Source organism: Alteromonas alvinellae, assembly GCF_902705805.1.
In genome coordinates this window covers 1-24,311 of sequence record NZ_CACSIH010000219.1, presented here as the reverse complement: position 1 = coordinate 24,311, position 24,311 = coordinate 1, and the positions used below count along the sequence as shown (strand labels likewise).

The following is a 24,311-nucleotide window of genomic DNA, read 5'->3' as shown; positions in this document are numbered from 1 at the left end:
TCCTTAATTCGCGCACGTTTTTTAATCGCTTAGCGTTTTGCAGTGCCTAAGATAACGAACTTTTTATCACTCGCAAGTACCTTAGCGCCACCAAACAACTTTTTAAGTTTAATGTGATAGTCGAGGTGTCGATTACCAACTACCACTAAGTGACCGCTTTTAATAAGTACGTCCCGGGAATCAGTGAACATTTGCCATGCAATATGGTCAGTGATTGCGTTTTGTTGATGAAACGGTGGGTTACACAAAATTTTGGTAACAGCAGGTTTATTCTCTCTATTGATTAATGTTTCAAGGCAATTACTTGCAACAAACTCACATTGATCAATTTTATCCGGGAAGTTATTGAGCACATTGAGTCTGGCACTTTCTAATGCCATATACGACTCATCCACAAATATTACTCTGGCATCAGGGGCAAGAGAAAGGGCATTAACCCCCAGTACTCCGTTGCCGCAGCCTAAATCTACCACCACATCATTAGCGCTCACCGTCATATGTTCAAGCATAATGCGAGCGCCTATATCTAATGACTGTCGGGAAAACGTATTCGCCAGATTGTCTATAGTTAACGCCGTTCCCATCGTACTTTTACACTGCCAGCGCGTCGGATAGGGCGAGTCAGATAGTTTTATTGACTCACGAGGCGAAGCGAACACAAGCCGCGATTTCTTCTTGGCAAGGGACGTGGTGGTGGGGCCAATATATCGTTCAAATAGGTTGAGTACGGATTTTGTGATGGTCTTCACTTTACCGGTTGCGATAACACGCGTGTCAGGTGTTATATATTTTTGTAAATCAATAAGCTGCTGTTCAAGAAGTGCAAGGGCGCGGGGGACCTTCAGCACAACAAGACTCGGCGCCTTTTCTGGCTTAAACGTTAAGCTTTGCACGCTAGTCAAGGTTTTCAGCGGCGCGGTTAGCAGGCCGTTTTTATTGCTCGTTTCTGCGTTACCCAGTAAATGATTGGCTTTTAAATTCTCAGAGAGTGATCGCAAAGATATGTAGGAGTCAGATACCCAGTAAGGTGCTAAGTGCGAAAACCAACAACCTAACGCGCCGAAATCGTCGTTAAAAATCATCATTGAGCCATCATTGTCACCACTGCCAATTGAAAGCGACGCTTCACTTAATAAGTTCTCAATGTGCTCAATAACGAGTTCATCAGCGCTATCCCATGCTTGAAGGCTTATGTGCTGGTGCTTTTCAGGGTAGCGAATAAGCGAAAATTGTCGGTCGGCAAAAATAAATTCTGTATTCATTGGAGTCTGTTTTCAGAGATGGCTCAAAGCACTCACATACTTTTGGGAATGCCTATTTGGTTTATGTACGCGCTGCCTATCTTATCATATCAGCCACGCGGCTCTAACCAATAACGTGTCATTCTTATGCCGTGCAATGTTGATGGTGACAATGTAATGGTGAAAGAATCACTTTTATAGCTCGCAGAAAAATCCACATTAGCAATGCATGCGTAATTAAGGTGTAATTAGGGGAACTTCAAAGGTGTGTTTAAGCACTTTTGAGATCAAGTGCCCATAGCCAAAATTAAAAATCACCGGAAATATCATAGTTACGCATGCAGTTTTCTCTTTTCGAGACCCCAGAAAATAATAGCTCATCTCATAAGCTCCCGCTGTCAGAGGGCGATGTCACTTATTTTCCTCACGCGCTATCAAAAAATGATGCAGATACTTTTTTTGAGTTACTGAAGGCCGAGTTACCCTGGCGTCAGGACTCGATCAGATTGTTTGGCAAGCCGGTAAAAATTCCCCGCCTTCAGAGCTGGCACGGCGATGACGATTGCACCTATACCTATTCGAATTTAACCATGTCGCCAAATCCGTGGACGAACAGCCTTTTAAGCATTAAGGATTGTTGTGAAGCGTTATGTGCTGCAACCCAAAATACAAAGTTCAACAGTGTGTTAGCGAATTGGTATCGTGACGGACAAGATAGCATGAGCTTTCATTCAGATGATGAGCCTGAGTTGGGTATAAACCCGGTTATTGCATCCGTCACCTTAGGTGAAGCAAGGCCCTTTGTTTTTAAGCACAAAGAAACAAAGGAAAAGTATACACAGGTGCTTGAGCACGGCAGTGTATTAATTATGGCAGGAACAACACAAAGTCATTATGTGCACGGTATTGCGAAGACGGCTAAGCCTATCGGTGGTAGAATTAATCTTACATTCCGACATCTTATTCACAGAACAAGGTAAGCCAAATGCAAGTAAAAGCGTTTCTGGAAACTACGATTGAAGCTGCACTTAACCCGAGTTTTCTCGAGGTTGTAGATGAGAGTTTTATGCACAATGTTCCAGAGGGGGCTCAGAGTCATTTCAAAGTAACGGTAGTGAGTGATGCTTTTGAGGGTAAGCGCTTAATAGCGAGACACAGAGAAATTAACGGTCTTGCGGCTGAAGCGCTGCAGGGGCCTGTTCATGCGTTGGCACTTCACACGTATACGCCGACAGAGTGGGAAGCTCGAGGTGGGCAATCTATGGTATCGCCAAACTGCCTAGGTGGTAGCAAGCACGACCAATAACGCTCTTTTTGTACTAAATGGAAGTAGATTTATGACAAGCAGTGAAACGAAAAACAGCGGCGCGCTAGCCTCTTACTTAGACATCATTAAAACACCCTCTATTCAGGTGTTACTACTTGGCACCGGTTTTTTGCTTATGATGTTGTTTGTCTACATGGGCGTGCTGACTACGTTTGACAATGCGTTATTCAATGTAATTAGCGAAGCAGGCAATGTATCGGCTTGGAAAGAAGACGCGCTACGCGATATCACCGCGTTAGGCAGTAATACGGCACTTGTCTTTGTCACGATTTCAGTTGCCGGAGCCTTGGCGATGGCCGGTGAAAAGAAAAAGGCACTGACTTTTCTAATTGCTGTCGCTGCGGGGATCGCAACGACCTTCTTACTCAAAGCTGGCATCGACAGGCCTCGTCCTCCGCTGCCCATGCAGGATGTGAGTGTGTATACACAAAGCTTCCCCTCTGCACATGCTACCTTATCTACGCTTGTTTATTTCTATATCGCCTATTTGTTAACGTACTTCACGCAAAACGCTTCAGTAAAAGTGTGGATCTACATGGCAGCCACCTTTCTTGTCTTTTGTATTGGCTTAAGCCGCATTTTATTGGGCGTGCATTGGCCTAGCGACATAATTGCAGGGTGGTTTGCTGGTGGCAGCATGGCTGCCTTTTGCTTCTATATCATCAAGTGGAAACGCAAACTGCGTATAAAAGACGAAGGTTAAACGTGGACAAGCGCAGACGGCTTGAAGGCGTTATCAAGCGGGACCCTTTCAGAATGCGTTGCCTTCGCGCTCTGAGAGCGCTCGATTTACCGCAAGGGTACATTGGTGCTGGTTTTGTTCGAAATGCCTTATGGGATGAGTTACACGAAAGAACTATACCGACTCCGCTCAATGATATTGATGTGATTTACTTTAGTGGTGGCGTTAATCCACCGCAACGTGTTGCGGGTGCCGATAATGCATTGAAATTAGCACCTCAACCGCAAGCTTACTCACCAAGTTCTGTAGCTGCCAAACTAGGACTAAAAGCACAAGAACAAGCCATTGAACGCGAGCTAGCGCGTATGGTACCCCAAGCTAGTTGGCAAGTTAAAAATCAAGCGCGGATGCACCTAGCCCACGAGCACGCTCCCTATCAAAATTGCCACGACGCTATTTCTTATTGGATAGAACGAGAAACCTGTGTAGCAGTTCGCCTTTTAGCCAATGATGATTTAGACATACTCGCGCCATTTGGCTTGGAAGCAAACTTCGCAGGCACCATAAGTATTAACCCAAAATATCCAAGACCCGAAGTTTTCAAACAGCGACTTGCTTCTAAGAATTGGCTTACTGTTTGGCCTTTGTTGAAAGTTCATAAATAACTGGAAAGCAATACATATTTGTACGAATTGGCACGCAATGTTTCAGACTATGCTTTGATTAATCAAATCCATAAAAAACTTGCAAACATGTAACCTTTGGGTATCATTGATACCTAAGGGTTACATATGATCCGTTTAGGTATCATATGTGACATTAGAACGCAGTGAGCTTTAATCGGCATCAATGCGCCGTTAATAATAGGGAATTTAAAAATGGCAACATCAATTTTAGTACCACCTGAGACGGAACAAGAGTATTTGACAATAACGGGTAAAGTCAGTCTCGCCTTAGCATTCTTTGTTTTAGTTAAAGCCGCATTAGCTACGATTAACAATACAGACTCAGTTATTTACTGGTTACTAGGGTTGGCGTCATTAGCTAGCGCTGTTTACTGCGTAGTATTAGGAATTAAATCAATGAAGTTCGCCCAAAATATATCTCGTTTGGGTTTTTGGACGCTGACATTTGACGATGAATACGTGGACTATGTGAGCTCATTTAGCTTGCGTATTACTTGTCATATCCTAATTTTCGGCACAATGATTCTTGCTTTTTGGGGCGATAGCAAATGGTTTGCTGATCTCATGGCTCCCTTTGGCGTTACCCATGCGCTTCAAGTCTTGCTTGGTGTAGCCGCGGCTGCCCATGGAACATCCATTTTATGGAAATTGCGCGAGGAAGAGTTAGATGAATGAAGATTTGGATAACCATATTCATAAGCTCCGCTTGCAACATAAAATCTCTCAGCAAGAATTAGCTGATGCGATTGGTGTTTCCAGAAAAACTATAAGTACCGTGGAAACCGGGCGCTTCACACCTTCGGTGGTTATTGCTCTTAAAATAGCAGCTTATTTTGCTATTCCAGTAGAGCAGGTGTTTGAACTTAAATAAAGCGATAGCGATACAATGGAAATATACTGTAGTGGAAACTTACTAAATGGCGCTACACGAAAAGTCTGAATTTGTGTTGAGCTTGCATTTACCTTCCTGCTGAGTTTTTAGTTGCAATATTAACAACCTTAGCGGCAATAGATGCTATGGTCGTATTTTCGCTCATCGCTTGTTTTTGCAGTCGGCGATACGCGGTATTTTCGCTTAATCCAAATTGTTCCATGACAACCAGCTTTGCCCGGCTTATCAGCTTCTGGTCTTGAATTGCCCGCTTAGCTTCCTCAAGTTCACGCCCCATATCTTCTATGTGCTGGGCTTGTGAACGCAATAAATCGTAAAAAGAGCGATGGGCAGATAAGGTTTTAGTTTGCTGATTGAGTGATAGCGTTTTAATCTCGTCTTCTTTAGTGTCTTCCGCAAGGCCTGGCATACTGGGGTCGAACAATAAGGTGAGGGGGGAACCGTCATTGGCGTGCTCATCATTAAAGCGCGTTAGTAGTTGTTGATGGTTGGCCATTTCATTTTTTGCATCAGCAACTTTACTGTTAGCTTGCTGTGTTAAGGCTTCAGTTAGCGCTACTTCAATGGCCAGCATTGCATCTATGCGTCGTGTTGCGACATCAAACCATACCTCTGAGATCTCGCTTGAAATCGCACTGCCGTCACCAAGCTGTGCAATCATATTTCTAAGCTGCGTTATGTCGATTGCGGCAGGGCTTTTGTTTAACGCTTCTAGTGCTTCTTTATGCGGTTTACAGCTAAACTCACAGAATATACTGAAGTGATGTTCTTGTGCGTGCTGAAGTGCGGCTAGCTTTTCACAAAGGCGAACATCGAAATGAGTTTCTGCGAAACCAATAGCGCCCCACGCCCGCTCTTGCCCCGCGTATTCTTTTGCCTGCATAAAATTGAACAGAGCAACCAGTAAGCGGGTTATTGTTGGGTCGCTTGCAATATCTGCTGCTTCAAAGATAACAGTAAGTAAACTGGCCACTAAGCGACTATATGCTCGGGTGGATTCCAGTGGTGTCAGCAGCTGCTTGCTTACTTGTTCTCTCAGTCTGGGCAGGTAGTCCGTCGCCTGCATAGCAAGTGTAATGCTGCTCAACAACCGCGGGTTACCCGTAGTGATTTCATCTGTCAGGTATAGGGACTTTAAATGGCTTTTTAACAAAGACTCCGCTTGTTCGCTAGCACCGATATACTGCATTCGCTCAACACTATAACGTTCGCCCTTTGAAGCAAGAAAGATGTTGCTGGCCCCACGTTCTTTTTGCAGTTCATGAATAAGCTCACGAACCGCAATTACAATTCGACAATTACTAGATAATTGCTCAAGCACAGTTATTTCGGCGTGCTTTGCCGCTAGCAAAAAGCGCTTAGTAGCGTCGCTACACAGCGCAATGGTCTGTTCTGGTTCATGAAGCATGTTAAGGCCTGCTAATCTTTGGTGCACACGTTTCGAATTTTTTCTTGATGAGTGCATCTATTGGCGAAACGTTTTTTGAAACTCTTTGCTCTTAGCCCCCTGCACTCAGCAGAGCAATACGTCTACCAAGCAACACTTATGCCCTGTTTATTAGAATTGATGAAGATAAGCGTTAGCGTGAACAAAAACGCTCGGAGTGCTGACATTTCGCGGCATGTGGTGTGACTGGAATTTTTACTTAAGGTGACTTTATAAGGGGGGACGGGAAGGTTAGCGGCGTTAAGAGGGAAGTTGAGAGGCAAGAGGCTGCGCCAAAATGGTGCAGCCTCGCAAACTATGTGGTTTTGCTTTCCAAATTAGTTTCTGACTACGCGAAGAAACCAGCCTACAAACAGCGATATTAAGAAACCGAAGAAGGCAATCATTGTGGTGATGGTTAGCATTTGTCCTGAAAAATCAGCATTCTCGCCTGTGTGCTCGCTAACCAGCATTCCTGATGCTTTAAAGATGAACAATGCCGCTACAGAAAATAGTAAAATAACGGCGGTCGACATAATAGTGGCTTTCCAATAAGCCTTCGGCGACATCCAATGTATAGCGCCTGCCACTAGCACGCACAAAATGGTCAGAATATAAGGTACCACTTTAACTCCTCGTTGAATAAGACTTGTGCCTTATTGCGACGTCTTATCGTAGCCCCGTATTAGAAATCGAAGCGCATTGAACGACGCGGTGAATAAAAACCTTTATACGATGCCATGTACGATGCAATTTGTCAGCATTCGCTATTAAATTAAGCCCTGAGGCCTTACATGAAAAATTGACAAGCTCACAGTATTAGAAATGGTGCAAAGAGCCTTGTGCTTATCACGTAAGCGCCAAGTAGTTTGGACGGGGGCTTGTTGATCTTTGCTGTACATCAACGTTCAACAGGCCGTAGTAACAATCTATTAAAAGATTTTAAGCAACAATGGTGATAGAATCGCCGAAAAATTCTCCTACCCACTTGGTGTTCTGCTGTAACGCAGTGTACGCCACGGTAGGTTGTTGTGTTTAACATCCTAGCTTCTGAGAGAACATGTTCGATTTAATTACCAGTAAAGACAGCAACGTTAAAAATGACGTGCTATCAGGTATTACCGTGGCGCTTGCCTTGGTTCCTGAAGCCGTTGCATTCGCATTTGTAGCCGGCGTAGAACCAATGATTGGTCTTTATGCGGCTTTCATGATGGGCTTAATCACTTCCGCTATTGGTGGCCGACCAGGAATGATTTCTGGTGCTACCGGCGCCATGGCCGTTGTAATGGTGGCACTGGTTGCCCAACACGGCGTGCAGTATTTATTTGCCGCGGTTATTTTGGCTGGATTACTGCAAATATTGTGCGGTATTTTCAAGCTCGGGAAGTTTATTCGACTGGTGCCATATCCGGTAATGCTAGGCTTCGTAAATGGTTTGGCAATTGTTATTTTCCTGGCGCAGTTAGGCCAGTTCAAAGTCACTAACGCAGCCGGTGAATTACAGTGGATGGAAGGTACGCTGCTATATTGGATGTTAGGGCTTGTGGCGTTAACTATGGCTATTATCTATTTACTACCAAAGCTAACTAAAGCTGTACCTGCGTCGCTGGTAGCGATTGTTACGGTAACCTTGTTAGTACACGGTCTTGACCTTGAAGCGCGCACTGTAATCGACTTTGTTCGCGATTTGCTACCAGCTGACCAGCGCGATACCGCAACGCTAGCGGGTGAACTTCCTAGCTTTGCTATTCCTATGGTGCCGTTCACCTGGGAAACCTTCATGATCATTCTGCCTACCTCAGTCATTCTTTGCTTGGTTGGTCTTATTGAATCGCTTCTTACCCTTTCATTAATTGATGAAATGACGGACACCCGCGGACGTGGTAACAAAGAATGCGTTGGCCAAGGTGTTGCAAATACCGTAAACGGTTTCTTTGGCGGTATGGGCGGTTGCGCTATGATTGGCCAAAGTATGATTAATATTAACTCTGGTGGCCGTGGCCGCTTGTCTGGTATCACCGCGGCGGTTGTATTATTGGGCTTTATTCTATTTGCTGCTCCGCTAATTGAAATGATTCCTCTCGCTGCCCTTGTTGGCGTTATGTTCGTGGTGGTTATCGCTACATTTGAGTGGGCGTCATTCAGAATTATTCGCGGCGTAAACAAAGAAGATGCGTTCGTACTTTTCCTAGTAACCGGCGTTACCGTTATCGCTGACCTGGCTATTGCGGTTGTGGTGGGTGTTATCGTTTCAGCACTGGTGTTTGCATGGAAACACGCTCGTCATATTGAAGCGAGATCCCATATCGATAACGACGGTTGGAAAGTCTATGAGCTAGACGGCCCGCTGTTCTTTGGCTCGGTATCGCATTTCAAAGACCTGTTTGATATCGCAAACGACCCTAATGATGTAGTTATTGACTTTAAAGACTCTCGCATTTGGGATTCATCAGGTATCGATGCGCTAGATACCCTTGCTGACAAATACGAAGAGCAAGGTAAAAAGCTACACATTCGCCATATCAGTGATGAGTGTCGCTCACTGCTTCGCAAGGCCGATAAGTTTGTTGAAATTAATGTGGTTGAAGATCCTCGCTATCGCGTAGCGACGGATAAGCTGGCCTAAGTTATTTGAAAGCCTTAATGCACCAAGTAAACACAGTTTTGCGTTTGTTTGGTGCAGTTGTGAAGTCTGAATAATGCTTATTTTGTAGTAAATCAAATAAAAACAATTGTTTACGGTTTTGGCACTGAACTTGGATAGCTATAAACGTAAAGTGTGTTTTGGTGATTTGTGTCAATCGCTGAAAATTGTGTGATTTATAACACTCCGTAAAATGTGTTAGCCGACCTAAACCGTTGGCAAAATAGGCAACGAAGCCCGCATCAACGAAAGTTGAAGCGGGCTTTTTTTTGTCCCGAAAAAAGGGGAATACCATGACTTCATTGGACTCAAAAACGCAAATTGTCGTCGTAGGCAACGGCATGGTGGGGCATCATTTTGTTGAGCAGCTTCACCAAAGCGATGCCAATGTAGAAATAACCGTTTTATGCGGCGAGTCACGCCTTGCGTACGACCGCGTTTATCTGTCGTCTTTTTTTAGCGGCGCGAGTGCTGATGACTTAGCGCTCACTACACCCGCTCAGTACGCCGAGTGGGGCGTAAACGTAGTTACCAATGCCTTGGTTACCGATATAGACCGTGACAATAATAAAGTGACGACTTCTGAAGGGCAGGTGTTTAGCTACGATAAGCTTGTGTTAGCTACGGGCTCATACCCATTTGTGCCACCCATCCCTGGCAACGATCAAGAGCATTGCTTGGTGTACCGTACTATAGACGATCTACTCGCTATTGAAGCATCAGCAACGGTGAGCAAAGTAGGGGTTGTTGTTGGTGGTGGGCTGTTGGGTTTAGAAGCCGCTAACGCATTAAAACAAGCCGGTCTCGACACCCACGTGGTTGAGTTTGCCCCGCAGCTTATGGCGGTACAGCTAGACCAAGCAGGTGGTAACGTTCTTAAGGACAAAATTGAAGCATTGGGTGTTACGGTTCACACCCAAAAGGCCACCCAAACTATCGAGGCCGGTGATACCTGCCGCTATAAAATGGTGTTTGCTGACGGCACTGCACTAGAAACTGACATGATTTTATTTTCTGCTGGTATTCGACCTTCCGACCAGCTCGGCAGAAAGTCAGCGCTAACACTGGGTGAGCGCGGCGGTATTGTTATTGATAACCACTGCGTGACGTCTGACCCGAACATTTACGCTGTGGGTGAATGTGCGCTGTGGGATAACAAAATCTTTGGTCTTGTTGCACCTGGCTACACCATGGCACGCACGGCCGTAAGTCATATTACAGGTGGCGATGCCGAGTTCGCTGGCGCAGATATGAGCACTAAACTCAAGCTAATGGGCGTAGAAGTGGGCTCAATTGGCGATGCCCATGAACGCACAGACGGAGCGCTTAGCTACACGTACTTAAATCAGCCCGAGGGCGTGTATAAAAAGCTGGTGGTAGATAGCGAGCAAAAGTACGTGCTTGGTGCTGTACTCGTTGGCGATACCAGCGACTACGACACGCTCCTACAGTATGCACTTAATAATATTGAATTACCTGAACACCCAGAAAGCCTAATTCTGCCCTCATCCGATGCTGCACCGGCGCTAGGTGCCGATGCACTGCCAGACACCGCGTCTATTTGTTCATGCCTAAATGTGACAAAGGGCGATATTGTTTCAGCCATTGAAGGCGGCTGTTGTAGCGTTGGCGATGTAAAAGGTGAAACTAAGGCCAGTACAGGTTGTGGAGGCTGTGCCGCTCTACTTAAAAATGTGGTAGACAGCGAGCTTGAAAAGCGCGGTGTGGAAGTATCGAAAGCCATTTGTGAGCACTTCAATTACACCCGACAAGAACTCTTTCACATCGTTAAGGTAAACGGCATTCGCACCTTCGACGAGCTACTAGAGCAGCATGGTGAAGGTCTAGGGTGTGAAATTTGTAAGCCCGCTGTCGGCTCAATTTTAGCCTCGGTGTATAACGACTACATTCTTAAGGCTTCACATCTTCCTCTGCAAGACACCAACGATATCTACCTTGGCAACATGCAAAAAGATGGCACGTATTCCGTTGTACCGCGTGTACCTGGTGGCGAAATAACGCCTGAGAAGTTGATTCTGCTAGGTGAAGTGGCAAAAGAATACAACCTGTACACCAAGATCACAGGTGGTCAGCGCATTGATTTATTTGGAGCGCGCGTAGAGCACTTACCTGATATCTGGGAAAAACTGGTCGCTGGTGGTTTTGAAACCGGCCACGCCTACGCGAAGGCACTGCGTACTGTGAAATCGTGTGTGGGCAGCACCTGGTGCCGTTACGGTGTTCAGGATTCTGTTGGCACTGCCATTGATTTAGAGAATCGTTACAAAGGCTTACGTGCACCGCACAAAATTAAATTTGCCGTTTCGGGGTGTACCCGTGAGTGCGCAGAAGCCCAAAGCAAAGACATTGGCGTTATTGCTACCGAGCAAGGCTGGAACCTGTATGTTTGCGGGAATGGCGGCATGAAGCCTCGACATGCAGACCTGTTTGCCACCGACCTAGATACCGAAACCCTTATTAAGTACATCGACCGCGTGCTGATGTTTTACGTGAAAACTGCTGATCGCTTACAGCGTACATCGGTGTGGATGGACAACTTAGAAGGTGGGTTAGCTTACCTGCAAGACGTTGTGATAAACGATGCTCTTGGCATTAATGGTGAGCTTGAAGCACAGATGGATGCTGTGGTTGATGCTTATCAGTGCGAATGGAAAACCACCATCGAAAACCCAGAGTCGCGCAAGCGTTTCCGTCAATTCGTAAACAGCAATGCTAGCGACACCAATATTCAGTTTGTTTCAGAGCGAGGCCAGGTTCGCCCAGCTACTGAAGCTGAAAAAGTAGCAGGTAAAGATCAGTTCATTCCTGTCTCTATGGTATAGCCACTGGCTTATCAACCCTGTTAGGAGAATCAAATTATGTCAGCAGCGCAAAATGTAATGGCGTCAGAACCACAGCAAGTGCAATGGCACTACGTTTGTGAGACGAACGACTTAGTGACAAACAGTGGGGTTTGCGCCCTTGTCGACTCACAGCAAGTGGCAATTTTCAGTTTGAAGATAAACGGCGAAACTCAGGTTTTCGCCATTAGTAACTACGACCCTATTGGTAAAGCAAACGTACTCTATCGCGGGCTTCTAGGGTCGATAGGCGGTGCACCTGTTGTTGCTTCGCCTTTATACAAAGAGCATTACTTTTTAGAAACCGGGCTGTGTAAAGAACACGACGATGTTTCCGTCACGGCTTACGCTGTGAAGGTAGAGGGCGAAAAGGTTTTTGTGGGCGTTTAAGCAAACTGTCTTTTTTATACGCCCACATGAATAAAGCCTGTTAGCAAAATGCATTCAAAAGCTGTGAAACCGAAAAAGGTAATGAAATGAATATGCCTACACGACAACCCGACATGATGTCTGAACAATTAAGACAAACAACATGCCCATACTGCGGCGTAGGGTGTGGTGTAGATATCAGTTGCAACGTAAGCCCGCGTGCCATAACCCTGGACACTGTTAAAGGCACGCCAGAGCATCCCGCCAATTATGGAAGATTGTGTGTTAAAGGAACAAACCTGCTTGAAACAAACGACGTAAACGGACGTTTGCTTCACCCAACCATGGCAGGTCAATCGGTGGATTGGGACACGGCCACCGATGTGATTGCGGATAAGATCACCTCTACCATTGCGCAGTATGGCGCGGATGCCGTTGCTTTTTATGTATCAGGTCAGCTTCTCACCGAAGACTATTACATTGCCAATAAGCTTATGAAAGGTTTCATCGGCAGTGCCAATATCGATACGAATTCACGCCTATGTATGTCATCAGCCGTTGCCGCGTACAAGCGAGCCTTCGGTGAAGATGTGGTGCCTTGCGATTACACCGATTTGGAATGTACAGATTTACTGGTGATCACCGGAAGTAATGCGGCCTGGGCGCACCCAGTGCTTTTTCAACGCATTCAGCGAGCAAAGCTGAAAAATCCGAATATGAAGGTCATCGTTGTTGACCCACGCAAAACCGAAACCTGTACCATTGCCGATTTACACCTTCCATTAAAGCCAGGTAGCGACGTAGCGCTATTTAACGGTTTACTCAGCTATGCAAACGCACAAGGTCGTATAAACAAATCCGTTGTTGAGAGCTATGCCGAGGGGCTTGATGAAACGCTTAAAAGTGCAAATGCCTTAACGTTAGATGACGTTGCTAAAGTATGCGACCTAGACATTAACAGTATTAAGGCCTTTTTTGATGCCTTCTGCAAAGCCTCTAGCGCAATTACTTTTTATTCTATGGGCGTAAACCAGTCTTCTGCTGGTGTGGATAAAGCCCAAGCCATTATCAACTGTCATTTAGTAATGGATTTAATTGCTAAAGACGGTTGTGGTCCGTTTTCTATTACTGGCCAACCCAATGCAATGGGGGGCCGCGAAGTGGGCGGTTTAGCTAATATGCTGGCTGCTCATATGGACCTTGAAAACCCTGAGCATATCAGCACTGTTAAAACCTATTGGAACGCCCCTGTTATGCCTAAAGGGCAGGGGCTTAAAGCTGTTGATTTGTTTAATGCAATTGAGAGTGGAAAGGTAAAATTCGTTTGGATAATGGGGACTAACCCCGTTGTCAGTATGCCAAATCGCGGTCAAGTTGAACGCGCACTTTCTAAATGTGACATGGTGGTGGTGTCTGATATTGTTGAGTCTAACGATACGCTTAACTACGCGCACATTGCCCTTCCTGCCACGGGGTGGTCGGAAAAAGACGGCACGGTAACAAACTCAGAGCGCCGTATATCACGTCAGCGCGGTATATTGCCTCCACCAGGTAGTGCAAAACACGACTGGCAAATACTGTGTGAAGTGGCGGGTAAAATGGGCTTTGGCGAGGCATTTAATTTTACCCATCCGTCACAAATATTCTGCGAATACGCTGGGCTAACCGGCTATCAAAATAACGGTAAGCGACAATTAGACCTGTCACCTTTACAAGCGTTAAGTGAAGCTCAGTACAATGGGCTATCGCCTTTGCAGTGGCCCTTTCAAGCAGTTACAAAAGCTGAGAATACGGCCAGTTCTAATTCTCAACCTAGCCTTACCAGTAAACGCCCTTTTAAAGACAAGCAGTTTTCAACACCCAACGCCAAGGCTAGGCTTATTCCCGTAACTTACAGAGCGCCATTGCAGGTGACATCAGACGCTTATCCTTTTGTTGTGAACAGCGGCCGGGCGCGAGATCAGTGGCATACCATGACGCGCACAGGTAAAGCGGCAAAGTTACTGGCTCATATGCCAAGTGCTTGCGTGCATATCAACCCTAAAGACGCTGCTGAATTGGGCGTTGAAGACGGAAGCCTCGTTTCTCTTTCAAGTGCAGTGTGTAAAGACGCCTCCGTTATCTATCCGGTTAAAGCGGATACGGATATGCGCAAAGGGGAAGTATTTATTCCCATTCACTGGTCGGCGCAATGGGGTTCGCACAGTAAACTAGGCGCACTTTATGCCAGCGCGGTAGACCCTATTTCAGGGCAACCAGAGTTAAAACACGCGGCGGTTGCTATCGCGCCTGCTCATTTCGTTACCTACGGCAAGCTCTTTGTTTCATCAGTAAACCAATCAACACTTAATTCAGAATTTAGCCCCAGTTATGAAGACGCACTAAAGCATGCGTGTGATTACTGGAATACGGCACCGCTTGAAAGCACAGAGGCGTCTTCACCTTTAAATAACTCGGATGCAGCATTATCAGTATTGAATGTTGCTTCGAACAAAGGTCGTCGAGATTTTACCCAAGCGTTGATACCCCTGCTGCCGCAAAACGCGGTGCTATTGCAATTTCATCATCATACATACTCAGTATGCCTTGCGCTTGTCGATGATACTCTTTGTTTCGCGGCGTTTTTAGGCGATGAGCCAGAAAAGGGTGAAAGGGCACCAGCAGCTGCACATACAACAGCGCAGGCAGCGCCACATTTAAAAAATACATGGTCAGTACCTAACGAATGGCTCGCCAGCCTTCTCAACACATCTATTTCTACAGACATACAGCGCAATTTAATACGTGGCCAAGTAGACGACGCATTTTTAAACGGTGATGTAGTTTGTAGCTGTTTTGAAGTGCGCGAAAAAACCATTACACATGCCATCAAGGAAGGCTGTAGTTCGGTGGCAGAGCTTGGTGAAGCATTAAAATGTGGTACGAATTGTGGCTCGTGCAAACCCGCCTTGTCTCAACTGATAGACAAGCATTTAGTCATTGAAATTCAATCTGTTTAGGAGCGTTAAATCATGTCAATTGCATCTAGTTGGTCGTTACCGTTTTTGCGCACCTTATTTAAACCGCAGAAACCTTTGTTAAACCTCTTTTATCGCGATGCTATTTCTACCTCGGCCACGACCGTGACGACGCGCCAGCGCTCCGATAATCCAAAAGCTCCAGCTAAGCATTCATACTTTGGCAAGTGGTTGAAGTTAGCAAACAGACAAACTGAAGGTCTTAAACAAGGGCAGGTGTTCATCGTCGGCGCTGGCCCTGGTGATGCCGAGTTACTTACGTTAAAAGCGTTTCGTCTTCTGCAACAAGCCGATGTCGTACTGTTCGATGCTTTAGTCAGCGAAGATATTCTCGCGCTAATTCCCTCTAAAGTGGTGAAAGAATATGTAGGAAAACGCTGCAAAAAGCATAGCTTTACCCAAGACGCTATATGCAAGCGAGTGGTTGAATTGGCAAGCAACGGTCACACTGTCGTACGGTTAAAAGGCGGTGACCCAGCCCTATTTGCAAGAACCTGCGAAGAAACCGATGCACTCACAAAAGCCAACATTCCTTTTGCTATTGTTCCTGGTATTACGGCAGCATCGGGTGTGTCAGCCTATACGGGGATCCCTTTAACCGACAGGCGTTGTGCTCAGTCGGTGAGTTTTATGACCGCACATTTTAAGGACGTGGATCAATGGCCAGAGATGGCACCCATGGCGCAAAATGTATTGAAGCAAACCATGGTGGTTTATATGGGGCTAAGCCGACTTGAAGGGCTATGCAAAGGCTTGATTCATCACAACGTGCCAACCACATGGCCAGTAGCGGCAATTGAAAATGCCACTTCTCCCGAACAGCGCGTGATTACTGGCGTGCTTGCCGATATTCATAGCAAGGTAGAAGCAGCAAATTTAACGGGGCCTACGTTACTTATATTTGGAAAGGTGGTAGAGTCTCGTCAACAGGTAAATACTCTTCTATTACATTCATCCAAGCATGCAGCAACCATTTAGTGAATACATAAAAATTATTGGCAAGGGTCAAAAAGGGGGGCGTAGCCTTACCCGTGATGAGGCTTATCATGCCATGAAAATGGTATTGGCCAATGAAGTGACAGGCGATCAACGCGGTGCATTTCTTATGTTGCTGCGTACCCGTGAAGAAACACCAGAAGAAGTTATTGGCTTTGTCGATGCATGCAGAGAGCTGATAGAGCCAGAAGTTAAAACCCTCACCCCCACGTTAGATATTGGCTGCTACGCGGGAAAGCGTCGCCAGTTACCGTGGTACTTATTGGCCGTAGCGGTTCTAGCCAACAATGGTTACTCGGTTATGCTCCACGGTGCGCATGAACCGGGTTCGGGACGCCTTTATGCAAGTATAGCGTTACCCCAATTGGGCCTGTCTGAAGTTAGCAGTATTGAAGATGCCAAACAGCAGTTAACGGATAAAGGGGTGACTTACCTTGATTTGTCTTACTTGCTGCCTGCGCTCGACACAATTATTAAGCTTCGTGAGGTATTTGGCCTGCGTTCATGCGCTAACACCCTCGCAAGGTTGTTGAACCCCACCGCTGCACAATTTTGCGTACAGGGCGTTTACCATATGCATCTTGACCACAAACACTGCCGCGTTAATGAAAATTATCCATCTATAGATGCGCTTTGCTTTCGTGGTGATGGCGGAGATCCTGAAGTTAATGGTGAACGGGAAACTGAGCTATTTATTACCCGAAATGGTGAGACCGAAGAAGTAATAATGCCGGTGGTTGCTGACAAATGGGCGCTTAAAGATAAAGAGATGAACGTTAATGACATGCTTGATGTGTGGGCGGGTAACGCGAGTAGTCTTTACGGTGAACAAGCCGTTTTGAGTACACTTGCCAGCTATTTAGTGCTGCTACAAAAGTGTGATGTCGCAGATGCCCTGTCCCAGGCAAGGCAGCTTTGGGCACAGCGCAATAAAAGCGCAACGCCATTTTAAGGTCACCTGCGTTTTCTGAGCGGGCAATTATCTATATTGCTTGATATAAAGCCCTTCTTTTTAAGGAAAAATAGCCAATCGTCGCATTGACTTAATCGTTGCTATACTTGTTAATAGTATTAACAAGTTTTCCTTAAGTGGTGTTATGCGAATCACGCAATGGCTCGTATTTTTAGCTAGCCTGTCGCTCTTATTTCGAGCAGGTTATGCTGTATCTGAAAATCGAGAACAGGTCACAACCTCTAGCGTAACTTTCATACTAACCGCAGATATGCCTAATATTAGCGACGCACGCACAGGGCGTTACGCTAATCTTCAAACCCTCGTAAAACAACAGCGGCAAATTAGTGAAACCGTCTTCTTCATTTTCGGCGGCGGCTCGATTGGGCCGAGCGCGCTATCCTCGTTTGACCGTGGCTCCCACATTATTGATATTCTCAATTCCCTTGAGCCAGATGTGATGGGGGTCACAAAGAGAGAATTTAGTTTCTATGAGGATGAATTATCTCTTCGTTCTTATGAAGCAGCCTTTCCATTGGTAGCCAGCAACGTAATAGACAACCGGGTGGGGCGTTCCCCAGATGGCCTGCACACTTCTGTGATTGTAGAAAAAGAAGAATTAACTCTTGGTGTTATATCAGTTTTACATGAGAGAGTGATAGAAGAGTACCAATTATCTGATATTGCTATAACGCCTCCTCAAAAAGCCATCATGGAGGAGTCTAAAAGATTGCGACAGCAAGGCGCAGATATTATTTTGCTGCACTATTCCTACCCGTTCCCTTTTATTAATACCATGCTGAACAAACGTATTATTCTGCGTTTAATTGCTTTAACCAACTTGGTTGAAAAAAATAGTGAAGAAGTAGCAAGCTTTGAAGGCAGTGACGAGATATCTCGCCTGGCTAAAACCTTCGCACTGTATTTTGAGAGAGTAAAGAGCCAAGAAACCGAATTGATTCGTTTGTCACTTAGCGATCCCCTTACTAATATTCCAAATCGACGGGCGTTCAAAATGGAAATGGAAAAAGCGATAGCCATGTCAAAACGGTATGACTGGCCGTTGACGGTAGTTATCTTGGATGTCGATAGTTTCAAACTTTACAATGACAACTATGGTCACCCTAAAGGGGATGAATGCCTGAAAAACGTCGCTATTGGGCTTAATGAAGTCATTACCCGTAACACTGATTTTTGTGCTCGATACGGTGGTGAGGAGTTCGTAGCGATTTTGCCCAATACCGATGAGAAAGGCGCGAAGGTGAAAGCTGAAGAGATTCGAGATGCGATAGAATCATTAGGGATAGAGCACAGCAAGAGCACAGTTTCACCCGTAATTACCGCAAGTTTGGGCGTTGCAACGGTCAATTTCGTTAATCACCACAACTGGACGTTAACTTCGATCCTGAATACCGCTGATAAAGCTTTGTACGGCGCCAAAACGGGCGGCCGGAATCGCTGCGTGTTTTCATCGCTGCCTTGAGTATTTTTGTATAGCAAAAAGAAGCGCGTTTATGCCAATCCCCAAACTGGGCTATCTTTAATCTTTATTGAACAAAAAAACTTCAGTTTTATTTGTGTGAAACATCAATAAACTTCATTTCCTCTGCTATCTTTAATCAAAACCAATAAAAACTAGCTTATCGTTTCAGACAACTAACCGTATTTCAGTGTGATACGCCAGTGCCTATTTTGTCAGGGGGGCTTCGTTATGAGCTAAGTCGGCTGATAAATAATGCGTGAAACGAAGTTAATTAGGAGCGCAGGATGTTTTTCAAAAATAAAGAGTTGATAGCCGAAAACCAACGTTTGGAAAAGGAACTGGCGGCATATCAAACGGTTAAGGAAGAGCTTCGTGAAGAAATGTTGTACATTGAGTTGAATGCAGACGGACGTATACATGCAATTAATGATCTATGTACTCAAGCAACAGGATTTAAGATTTCAGAGCTAGAAGGGAAGTCCCTTGAAAGCCTAATGGACCCGAAATCGCTTAAGAAATCGGACGTTCAAGATATGCTAGGCGCTGTTAAAAATCATCGTCATTGGCATGGCGCAGTTAGCTTCAATAATGCAAAAGGCCATGAGATTTGGGTAAGAGGCATCGTACAGCCCATCGACGACGCTTATGGAAACGTAAAATGCATTGCTTTCTATATGGCTGAGCAAACCCGCAATATTTCCTATAGCAACGAACTTAGAGACATGCTTGCCGGACTTAATCGCTCTTCCGCAGTCATAGAGTTCAATCTAGATGGGAGCATAATTAAAGCCAATGAAAACTTTTTGAAAGCAATGGGCTACAAGTTGGAGCAAATAGTTGGAAAGCATCATAGGATCTTTTGCACAGAGCAAGAGGCGAACTCGGAAGAATACAAACAGTTTTGGCGTGGGCTAGCGCAAGGACAGTTAGAATCTGGACGCTTCAAACGCATTGATAGCCGAGGGAATGAAGTGTGGCTAGAAGCGTCATATAACCCCATCAGAAACGAAGATGGTCAGCTTTATAAAGTAGTAAAATTCGCAACGGTAATTACAGAGCAAATGAAGCGGGAGTTCGCCATTTCCGAAGCCGCCAACGTTGCATTCAACATTTCGCAAGAAACTGGAGAGCAAGCTCGTAAGGGAAATCAAGTGCTCGATTCTACGGTTAAGGCGATGAACGAATTAACGAAACAGATGGGCAATGCGAGTGAAGGTATTAAGGACCTAGATGAGCAATCCCAAAAAGTTGCGGACTTGGTTAAAAGTATTAGCGGAATTGCCGATCAAACTAATTTATTGGCGCTTAACGCTGCTATTGAAGCTGCACGTGCAGGCGATCAAGGGCGTGGTTTCGCGGTGGTTGCCGATGAAGTCAGGCAGCTAGCGTCGCGAACCAGTAGCGCAACTGAAGAAATCGTAAACGTCGTCGTAGAAAACAGAAAGTTAACAGAAAATGCAGTTCAGTTAATTGAAGCGGGTCAGGAAAAAGCGCGCGAAGCCTTAGAGTATTCAACGCAGTCAGGCAAAGCAATGAGCGAAATCCAAAGCGGTGCCAATGAAGTGGTAAACGCTATCGGGCAATTTACTAAACGCCTCTAGAAAATTAGCGACACAATCAGACGGCTTTAGTCATTGGCCATATTTGTTCAACCTTGGTATCTGCTTTCGCGCACCAAGGTTGAACACCCCCCCTGTTTTGGTGCACCAAAACGAATTCATTCTCACTTTTCTCTTACCTCAATAGTGTAAATATTCATAAGTTTCAATGGCTTATATTTCTGGCACGATGGGTGCTAATTAATCCGTGCAACAGCAACGTTGCTGTACAAAGCAACGGGTGCAAACACAAATGCGATGGCAGAGTGGAGTGCACAACACTTACCATAGGGTAAAAAAATAGGATTCAGCGGAGAACGGTAAGGAAGCATCATCATCTCCGGCATTTATGGCAAGTGCATAATAATAAAAAATAAAGATGGTTTTATAAGCTAAAGCTTTTAATAAACCTCCCTTAAAGATGAGGTGTGTGAGCGGGAATTCCTGACTTACCATTAACAACTTGATGCGTTTGTAAGAACTCCGATATTACAAACACGGCAACGAAGCCCACCATGCTCGACGGTTAAACGTCGTACGCTGGTGGGTTTTTTTTTGGCTACGAGGAACACGTATGACTGGGTTAAAGACAACATCACTGCTAAAACGCTTTCGAACGGCGAGTGCTGGAGTATGTGCAGCACTTGCCGTCTCTGTAGCAAGTTTTTCTGCGAGTGTGGCAGCACAAGCGCCAGCGGTAGGCTGGCCTGAGAAGGAAGAACTTAAGTTTGGTTTTATCAAGCTCACTGATATGGCACCGCTTGCTGTGGCGTACGAAAAAGGCTTTTTTGAAGATGAGGGCCTCTACGTTACATTGGAAGCGCAAGCTAACTGGAAAGTGCTGCTTGATCGCGTAATCGACGGCCAATTAGATGGCGCTCATATGCTGGCTGGCCAGCCCCTTGGTGCAACCATTGGCTTCGGCACGGAATCGCATGTGGTAACAGCGTTCAGTATGGATCTCAATGGTAATGGAATTACCGTTTCTAATGAAATTTGGGACAAAATGAAGGCCCATATTCCACAGGAAAATGGCAAGCCAGTTCATCCTATTAAAGCTGATTATTTAAAGCCAGTGGTTGATGAATACCGCAATGCTGGAAAGCCGTTCAACATGGGAATGGTATTTCCAGTTTCTACACACAACTACGAGTTACGCTATTGGCTTGCAGCAGGTGGAATTCACCCTGGATATTATGCGCCGCATAAAGGTGATACTGCGGGCCAAATAGACGCTCAGGCACTGCTGTCAGTCACCCCCCCACCGCAAATGCCAGCGACGATGGAAGCCGGCACCATCTATGGCTACTGCGTAGGCGAGCCATGGAATCAACAGGCTGTGTTTAAAGGTATTGGTGTACCTGTGATCACCGACTACGAAATTTGGAAAAATAACCCTGAAAAAGTGTTCGGCGTAAGCCAAGGCTGGGCTGACAAATACCCAAATACGCACATTCGCGTGGTTAAAGCCCTAATTCGAGCGGCAATGTGGCTGGATGAAAACGACAATGCTAACCGTCCTGAAGCGGTAAAGATTCTTGCTAAAAGTAACTACGTAGGTGCAGATGAAGACGTACTGGCTAACAGCATGACGGGCACTTTCGAATACGAGAAAGGTGACAAGCGCGACGTGCCTGATTTTAATGTGTTCTTCCGCTACAACGCCACTTACCCATACTACAGTGATGCTATTTGGTACCTCACACAAATGCGCCGCTGGGGTCAAATTTCAGAGGCTAAGTCTGACGATTGGTATAAAGAGACAGCCAAAAAAGTTTATAAACCAGAAGTTTATGCTCAGGCTGCTAAAGCACTGATTGCCGAAGGTAAAGCTAAGGCGTCTGACTTTCCAGAGTTTGGGACGGAAACGGGCTACAAGCCGCCTCAGAGCGAATTCATTGATGGCGTGACGTTTGACGGAAGCAAGCCTAACGCTTACTTAGAGCAATTTAAGATTGGTCTGAAGGGCGACACTGTACTGTAAGTGTCTGATTTAATGGCCCTGCCTTCAGTTCTAACTAGGGCGGGGCATAAACAGCGCAAAAGCGCACATCAAGTGTCAGGAGCAAGCAATGAGCAAGATGACAACCATTCTTCGCCTTCCATCGTCGCCGTCAAACGCCAACTCTTTGTTGAGCCGTTTATATCAATCCACGCCTGCGTTGCTGCTGCCTGTTATTGGCTTGCTGATGTTTTTGGCCATTTGGAATGGTGTAGCAAAAAGTATTGACACGTCGCTGGGGCAGTTCCCAGGGCCTGCACAAGTTTTTGAGCAAGCCGGTGCGTTAATTGACGAGCATATTGCACAGCGCGAAAAAGCAGACGCTTTCTATCAACGTCAAGAAGCAAGAAATGCAGCGCGTGTAGCGCAGGACCCTACTTATCAGCCAAAAATTAGAGAATTCACCGGTGCGCCAACCTTCTTTGATCAGATATGGACAAGCCTTTACACCGTCATGGTTGGATTCTTAATTGCATCAGTCGTGGCGGTTCCCGTGGGTATACTATGTGGTCTAAGTAAATCTGCTTACACCGCAATAAATCCACTTATCCAGTTATTTAAGCCAGTGTCTCCATTGGCATGGCTGCCGCTGGTGACTATGGTGGTAAGTGCCCTTTATGTCAGCGATGATCCGGCCTTTTCTAAATCATTCGTGACCTCTGCCTTTACGGTTTCGCTTTGTTGTTTATGGCCAACCCTTATTAACACCGCAGTAGGTGTATCAAATATTGATAAGGACCTAATCAACGTAAGCAAGGTATTGCGCCTTACGCCGTTTTCTCATCTCACCAAAATAGTACTTCCATCTTCTATCCCCATGATTTTTACAGGACTTAGATTGTCGCTTGGTATTGGCTGGATGGTACTGATTGCGGCAGAAATGCTTGCCCAAAACCCAGGTCTAGGAAAGTTTGTGTGGGATGAATTCCAAAACGGAAGTTCGGAGTCGCTAGCGAGAATCATGGTAGCAGTGCTCACCATTGGCGCTATTGGCTTTGTACTAGACCGCCTAATGTTATCGATTCAGCGCGCTGTAAGCTGGGACAAGTCGAGCGTACTACGCTAATTTTGAGGAGAATTTTATGCACACTAAACACTTAGAGTTAGAGCAGGTGGGTATCGACTTCCCCACACCGAAGGGGCCATTTACTGCGCTTCAAGATGTAAATCTTAAAATCAGCAAAGGTGAATTTGTTTCATTAATTGGCCATTCGGGCTGCGGTAAATCAACGGTGCTGAATATCGTCGCAGGTTTGCACCAAGCTACTACCGGCGGCGTAATTTTAGATGGCGCAGAAGTGAAGCAGCCTGGACCTGAACGCGCAGTAGTCTTTCAAAACCATTCTTTATTACCTTGGCTTACGGTATACAAGAATGTTGAGCTGGCCGTAAAATCGACCATGCGAGGCAAGAGTAAAAACGAGATGCGTGACTGGATCATGCACAACCTAGAGCTTGTGCACATGACCCACGCCCTTGATAAATTACCCAGTGAAATATCAGGTGGTATGAAACAGCGAGTGGGCATTGCACGAGCGTTGGCAATGGAGCCAAAAGTGCTGCTAATGGATGAACCGTTCGGTGCGCTAGACGCCCTAACTCGCGCTCATCTTCAAGACTCGCTAATGGAAATTCATGCTGATTTGGGTAACACGGTTATCATGATTACTCATGATGTGGATGAAGCGGTATTGCTATCAGACCGTATTGTTATGATGAATAACGGCCCTGCAGCCACCATTGGCGAAATTCTAGATATTGAGTTGCCGCGTCCGCGAGATAGATTAGCACTTGCAGATAACAAGCAGTACAACCACTACAGACATGAAGTCTTAACTTTCCTTTACGACAAACAAAAGAAGGTTGAAACCGTTTCGTCACGCGCCAACCAAGCGCCTACAACTAACAAACATTCACAACAGCTAGCAAAACCCAGCGGGGTGTCATCTGGAAAAAAAGACGCTAAGAAGTCAGATGCCGCCTAGCTTTATCGGCACCTGACTAGGGCGGAAGCCTTTTCCGCCAACTAACCAAAACCAGTACTTTTCAACCGGCATTCTAATGCTGGCTGGGTAAGTGTTGACTTCTGGGCCTGTTGGCCTTTGTTGTACAAGTTTTGGTCTAAATGGAAGCCT

20 protein-coding genes are annotated in these 24,311 nt (G+C 45.7%); 17 read left to right on the top strand and 3 right to left on the bottom strand.

The window, feature by feature from the left end:
• Positions 1-29 precede the first annotated feature (29 nt).
• Positions 30-1,262 (bottom strand): methyltransferase, encoded by a 1,233-nt coding sequence (locus ACX5KA_RS16575; RefSeq protein WP_458731690.1) that lies wholly within the window; start codon positions 1,260-1,262, stop codon positions 30-32.
• A 317-nt stretch (positions 1,263-1,579) separates the two neighbouring features.
• Here ACX5KA_RS16575 and ACX5KA_RS16570 point away from each other — a divergent pair, with 317 nt between their 5' ends.
• From ACX5KA_RS16570 to ACX5KA_RS16545, 6 genes are all read left to right on the top strand, one after another.
• Positions 1,580-2,221, top strand: a complete 642-nt coding sequence (locus ACX5KA_RS16570) for an alpha-ketoglutarate-dependent dioxygenase AlkB family protein (protein WP_039224473.1) — start codon at positions 1,580-1,582, stop codon at positions 2,219-2,221.
• 5 nt (positions 2,222-2,226) lie between these two features.
• A complete protein-coding gene (locus ACX5KA_RS16565; RefSeq protein ID WP_014948226.1) occupies positions 2,227-2,547 on the top strand; it encodes a BolA family protein in 321 nt (106 codons plus the stop codon).
• 31 nt (positions 2,548-2,578) lie between these two features.
• Positions 2,579-3,271 carry a phosphatase PAP2 family protein gene (locus ACX5KA_RS16560; RefSeq protein WP_039219949.1) on the top strand — a complete coding sequence of 231 codons (693 nt, stop codon included), beginning with the start codon at positions 2,579-2,581 and terminating at the stop codon, positions 3,269-3,271.
• 53 nt (positions 3,272-3,324) lie between these two features.
• Positions 3,325-3,915, top strand: coding sequence for a nucleotidyltransferase family protein (locus ACX5KA_RS16555; RefSeq protein ID WP_052235446.1), 591 nt, complete (start codon positions 3,325-3,327; stop codon positions 3,913-3,915).
• A 213-nt stretch (positions 3,916-4,128) separates the two neighbouring features.
• Positions 4,129-4,611 carry a hypothetical protein gene (locus tag ACX5KA_RS16550; RefSeq protein ID WP_039219943.1) on the top strand — a complete coding sequence of 161 codons (483 nt, stop codon included), beginning with the start codon at positions 4,129-4,131 and terminating at the stop codon, positions 4,609-4,611.
• Positions 4,604-4,807: a helix-turn-helix transcriptional regulator gene (locus ACX5KA_RS16545; RefSeq protein WP_039219941.1), complete on the top strand. Its 204-nt coding sequence runs from the start codon at positions 4,604-4,606 to the stop codon at positions 4,805-4,807. The genes ACX5KA_RS16550 and ACX5KA_RS16545 overlap by 8 nt, the downstream gene beginning before the upstream one ends.
• Before the next feature lie 88 nt (positions 4,808-4,895).
• Here ACX5KA_RS16545 and ACX5KA_RS16540 read toward each other — a convergent pair whose 3' ends face one another.
• Together ACX5KA_RS16540 and ACX5KA_RS16535 are read right to left on the bottom strand one after the other, a co-directional pair.
• Positions 4,896-6,236 (bottom strand): nitrate regulatory protein, encoded by a 1,341-nt coding sequence (locus ACX5KA_RS16540; protein WP_039220008.1) that lies wholly within the window; start codon positions 6,234-6,236, stop codon positions 4,896-4,898.
• Between the two features lie 356 nt (positions 6,237-6,592).
• Entirely contained in the window at positions 6,593-6,880 is a 288-nt protein-coding gene (locus tag ACX5KA_RS16535; RefSeq protein ID WP_014948232.1) for a hypothetical protein, read from the bottom strand.
• A gap of 434 nt (positions 6,881-7,314) precedes the next feature.
• Here ACX5KA_RS16535 and ACX5KA_RS16530 point away from each other — a divergent pair, with 434 nt between their 5' ends.
• From ACX5KA_RS16530 to ACX5KA_RS16480, 11 genes are all read left to right on the top strand, one after another.
• A complete protein-coding gene (locus ACX5KA_RS16530) occupies positions 7,315-8,880 on the top strand; it encodes a SulP family inorganic anion transporter (protein WP_458731689.1) in 1,566 nt (521 codons plus the stop codon).
• A gap of 311 nt (positions 8,881-9,191) precedes the next feature.
• Positions 9,192-11,741 (top strand): nitrite reductase large subunit NirB, encoded by a 2,550-nt coding sequence (nirB, locus tag ACX5KA_RS16525; RefSeq protein ID WP_039219937.1) that lies wholly within the window; start codon positions 9,192-9,194, stop codon positions 11,739-11,741.
• A gap of 36 nt (positions 11,742-11,777) precedes the next feature.
• The gene (nirD, locus tag ACX5KA_RS16520; RefSeq protein ID WP_014975661.1) at positions 11,778-12,149 is read left to right on the top strand and encodes a nitrite reductase small subunit NirD; all 372 of its coding nucleotides are present in this window, start codon (positions 11,778-11,780) and stop codon (positions 12,147-12,149) included.
• An 86-nt stretch (positions 12,150-12,235) separates the two neighbouring features.
• Positions 12,236-15,127 (top strand): nitrate reductase, encoded by a 2,892-nt coding sequence (locus ACX5KA_RS16515; RefSeq protein ID WP_458731688.1) that lies wholly within the window; start codon positions 12,236-12,238, stop codon positions 15,125-15,127.
• Positions 15,128-15,139: 12 nt separating this feature from the next.
• On the top strand, positions 15,140-16,123 hold the full coding sequence (cobA, locus tag ACX5KA_RS16510; protein ID WP_039219935.1) for a uroporphyrinogen-III C-methyltransferase: 984 nt from the start codon (positions 15,140-15,142) through the stop codon (positions 16,121-16,123).
• Complete coding sequence (locus ACX5KA_RS16505) at positions 16,107-17,093, top strand: glycosyl transferase family protein (RefSeq protein ID WP_458731687.1); 987 nt, start codon at positions 16,107-16,109, stop codon at positions 17,091-17,093. Before cobA ends, ACX5KA_RS16505 begins: the two co-directional genes overlap by 17 nt.
• A 145-nt stretch (positions 17,094-17,238) precedes the next feature.
• Positions 17,239-18,576, top strand: coding sequence for a diguanylate cyclase (locus ACX5KA_RS16500; RefSeq protein ID WP_458731686.1), 1,338 nt, complete (start codon positions 17,239-17,241; stop codon positions 18,574-18,576).
• 284 nt (positions 18,577-18,860) lie between these two features.
• The gene (locus ACX5KA_RS16495; protein ID WP_458731685.1) at positions 18,861-20,177 is read left to right on the top strand and encodes a methyl-accepting chemotaxis protein; all 1,317 of its coding nucleotides are present in this window, start codon (positions 18,861-18,863) and stop codon (positions 20,175-20,177) included.
• A 571-nt stretch (positions 20,178-20,748) separates the two neighbouring features.
• A complete protein-coding gene (locus ACX5KA_RS16490; RefSeq protein WP_014948243.1) occupies positions 20,749-22,158 on the top strand; it encodes a CmpA/NrtA family ABC transporter substrate-binding protein in 1,410 nt (469 codons plus the stop codon).
• 88 nt (positions 22,159-22,246) lie between these two features.
• The gene (locus tag ACX5KA_RS16485; RefSeq protein WP_039219910.1) at positions 22,247-23,242 is read left to right on the top strand and encodes an ABC transporter permease; all 996 of its coding nucleotides are present in this window, start codon (positions 22,247-22,249) and stop codon (positions 23,240-23,242) included.
• Positions 23,243-23,258: 16 nt separating this feature from the next.
• Positions 23,259-24,161, top strand: coding sequence for an ABC transporter ATP-binding protein (locus tag ACX5KA_RS16480; protein ID WP_039219906.1), 903 nt, complete (start codon positions 23,259-23,261; stop codon positions 24,159-24,161).
• Positions 24,162-24,311 lie beyond the last annotated feature (150 nt).

Coding starts and splice junctions, on each gene's coding strand:
- ACX5KA_RS16575 (WP_458731690.1), bottom strand. CDS start 1,262: ATGAATACAGAATTTATTTTTGCCGACCGACAATTTTCGCTTATTCGC.
- ACX5KA_RS16570 (WP_039224473.1), top strand. CDS start 1,580: ATGCAGTTTTCTCTTTTCGAGACCCCAGAAAATAATAGCTCATCTCAT.
- ACX5KA_RS16565 (WP_014948226.1), top strand. CDS start 2,227: ATGCAAGTAAAAGCGTTTCTGGAAACTACGATTGAAGCTGCACTTAAC.
- ACX5KA_RS16560 (WP_039219949.1), top strand. CDS start 2,579: ATGACAAGCAGTGAAACGAAAAACAGCGGCGCGCTAGCCTCTTACTTA.
- ACX5KA_RS16555 (WP_052235446.1), top strand. CDS start 3,325: ATGCGTTGCCTTCGCGCTCTGAGAGCGCTCGATTTACCGCAAGGGTAC.
- ACX5KA_RS16550 (WP_039219943.1), top strand. CDS start 4,129: ATGGCAACATCAATTTTAGTACCACCTGAGACGGAACAAGAGTATTTG.
- ACX5KA_RS16545 (WP_039219941.1), top strand. CDS start 4,604: ATGAATGAAGATTTGGATAACCATATTCATAAGCTCCGCTTGCAACAT.
- ACX5KA_RS16540 (WP_039220008.1), bottom strand. CDS start 6,236: ATGCTTCATGAACCAGAACAGACCATTGCGCTGTGTAGCGACGCTACT.
- ACX5KA_RS16530 (WP_458731689.1), top strand. CDS start 7,315: ATGTTCGATTTAATTACCAGTAAAGACAGCAACGTTAAAAATGACGTG.
- nirB (WP_039219937.1), top strand. CDS start 9,192: ATGACTTCATTGGACTCAAAAACGCAAATTGTCGTCGTAGGCAACGGC.
- nirD (WP_014975661.1), top strand. CDS start 11,778: ATGTCAGCAGCGCAAAATGTAATGGCGTCAGAACCACAGCAAGTGCAA.
- ACX5KA_RS16515 (WP_458731688.1), top strand. CDS start 12,236: ATGAATATGCCTACACGACAACCCGACATGATGTCTGAACAATTAAGA.
- cobA (WP_039219935.1), top strand. CDS start 15,140: ATGTCAATTGCATCTAGTTGGTCGTTACCGTTTTTGCGCACCTTATTT.
- ACX5KA_RS16505 (WP_458731687.1), top strand. CDS start 16,107: ATGCAGCAACCATTTAGTGAATACATAAAAATTATTGGCAAGGGTCAA.
- ACX5KA_RS16500 (WP_458731686.1), top strand. CDS start 17,239: ATGCGAATCACGCAATGGCTCGTATTTTTAGCTAGCCTGTCGCTCTTA.
- ACX5KA_RS16495 (WP_458731685.1), top strand. CDS start 18,861: ATGTTTTTCAAAAATAAAGAGTTGATAGCCGAAAACCAACGTTTGGAA.
- ACX5KA_RS16490 (WP_014948243.1), top strand. CDS start 20,749: ATGACTGGGTTAAAGACAACATCACTGCTAAAACGCTTTCGAACGGCG.
- ACX5KA_RS16485 (WP_039219910.1), top strand. CDS start 22,247: ATGAGCAAGATGACAACCATTCTTCGCCTTCCATCGTCGCCGTCAAAC.
- ACX5KA_RS16480 (WP_039219906.1), top strand. CDS start 23,259: ATGCACACTAAACACTTAGAGTTAGAGCAGGTGGGTATCGACTTCCCC.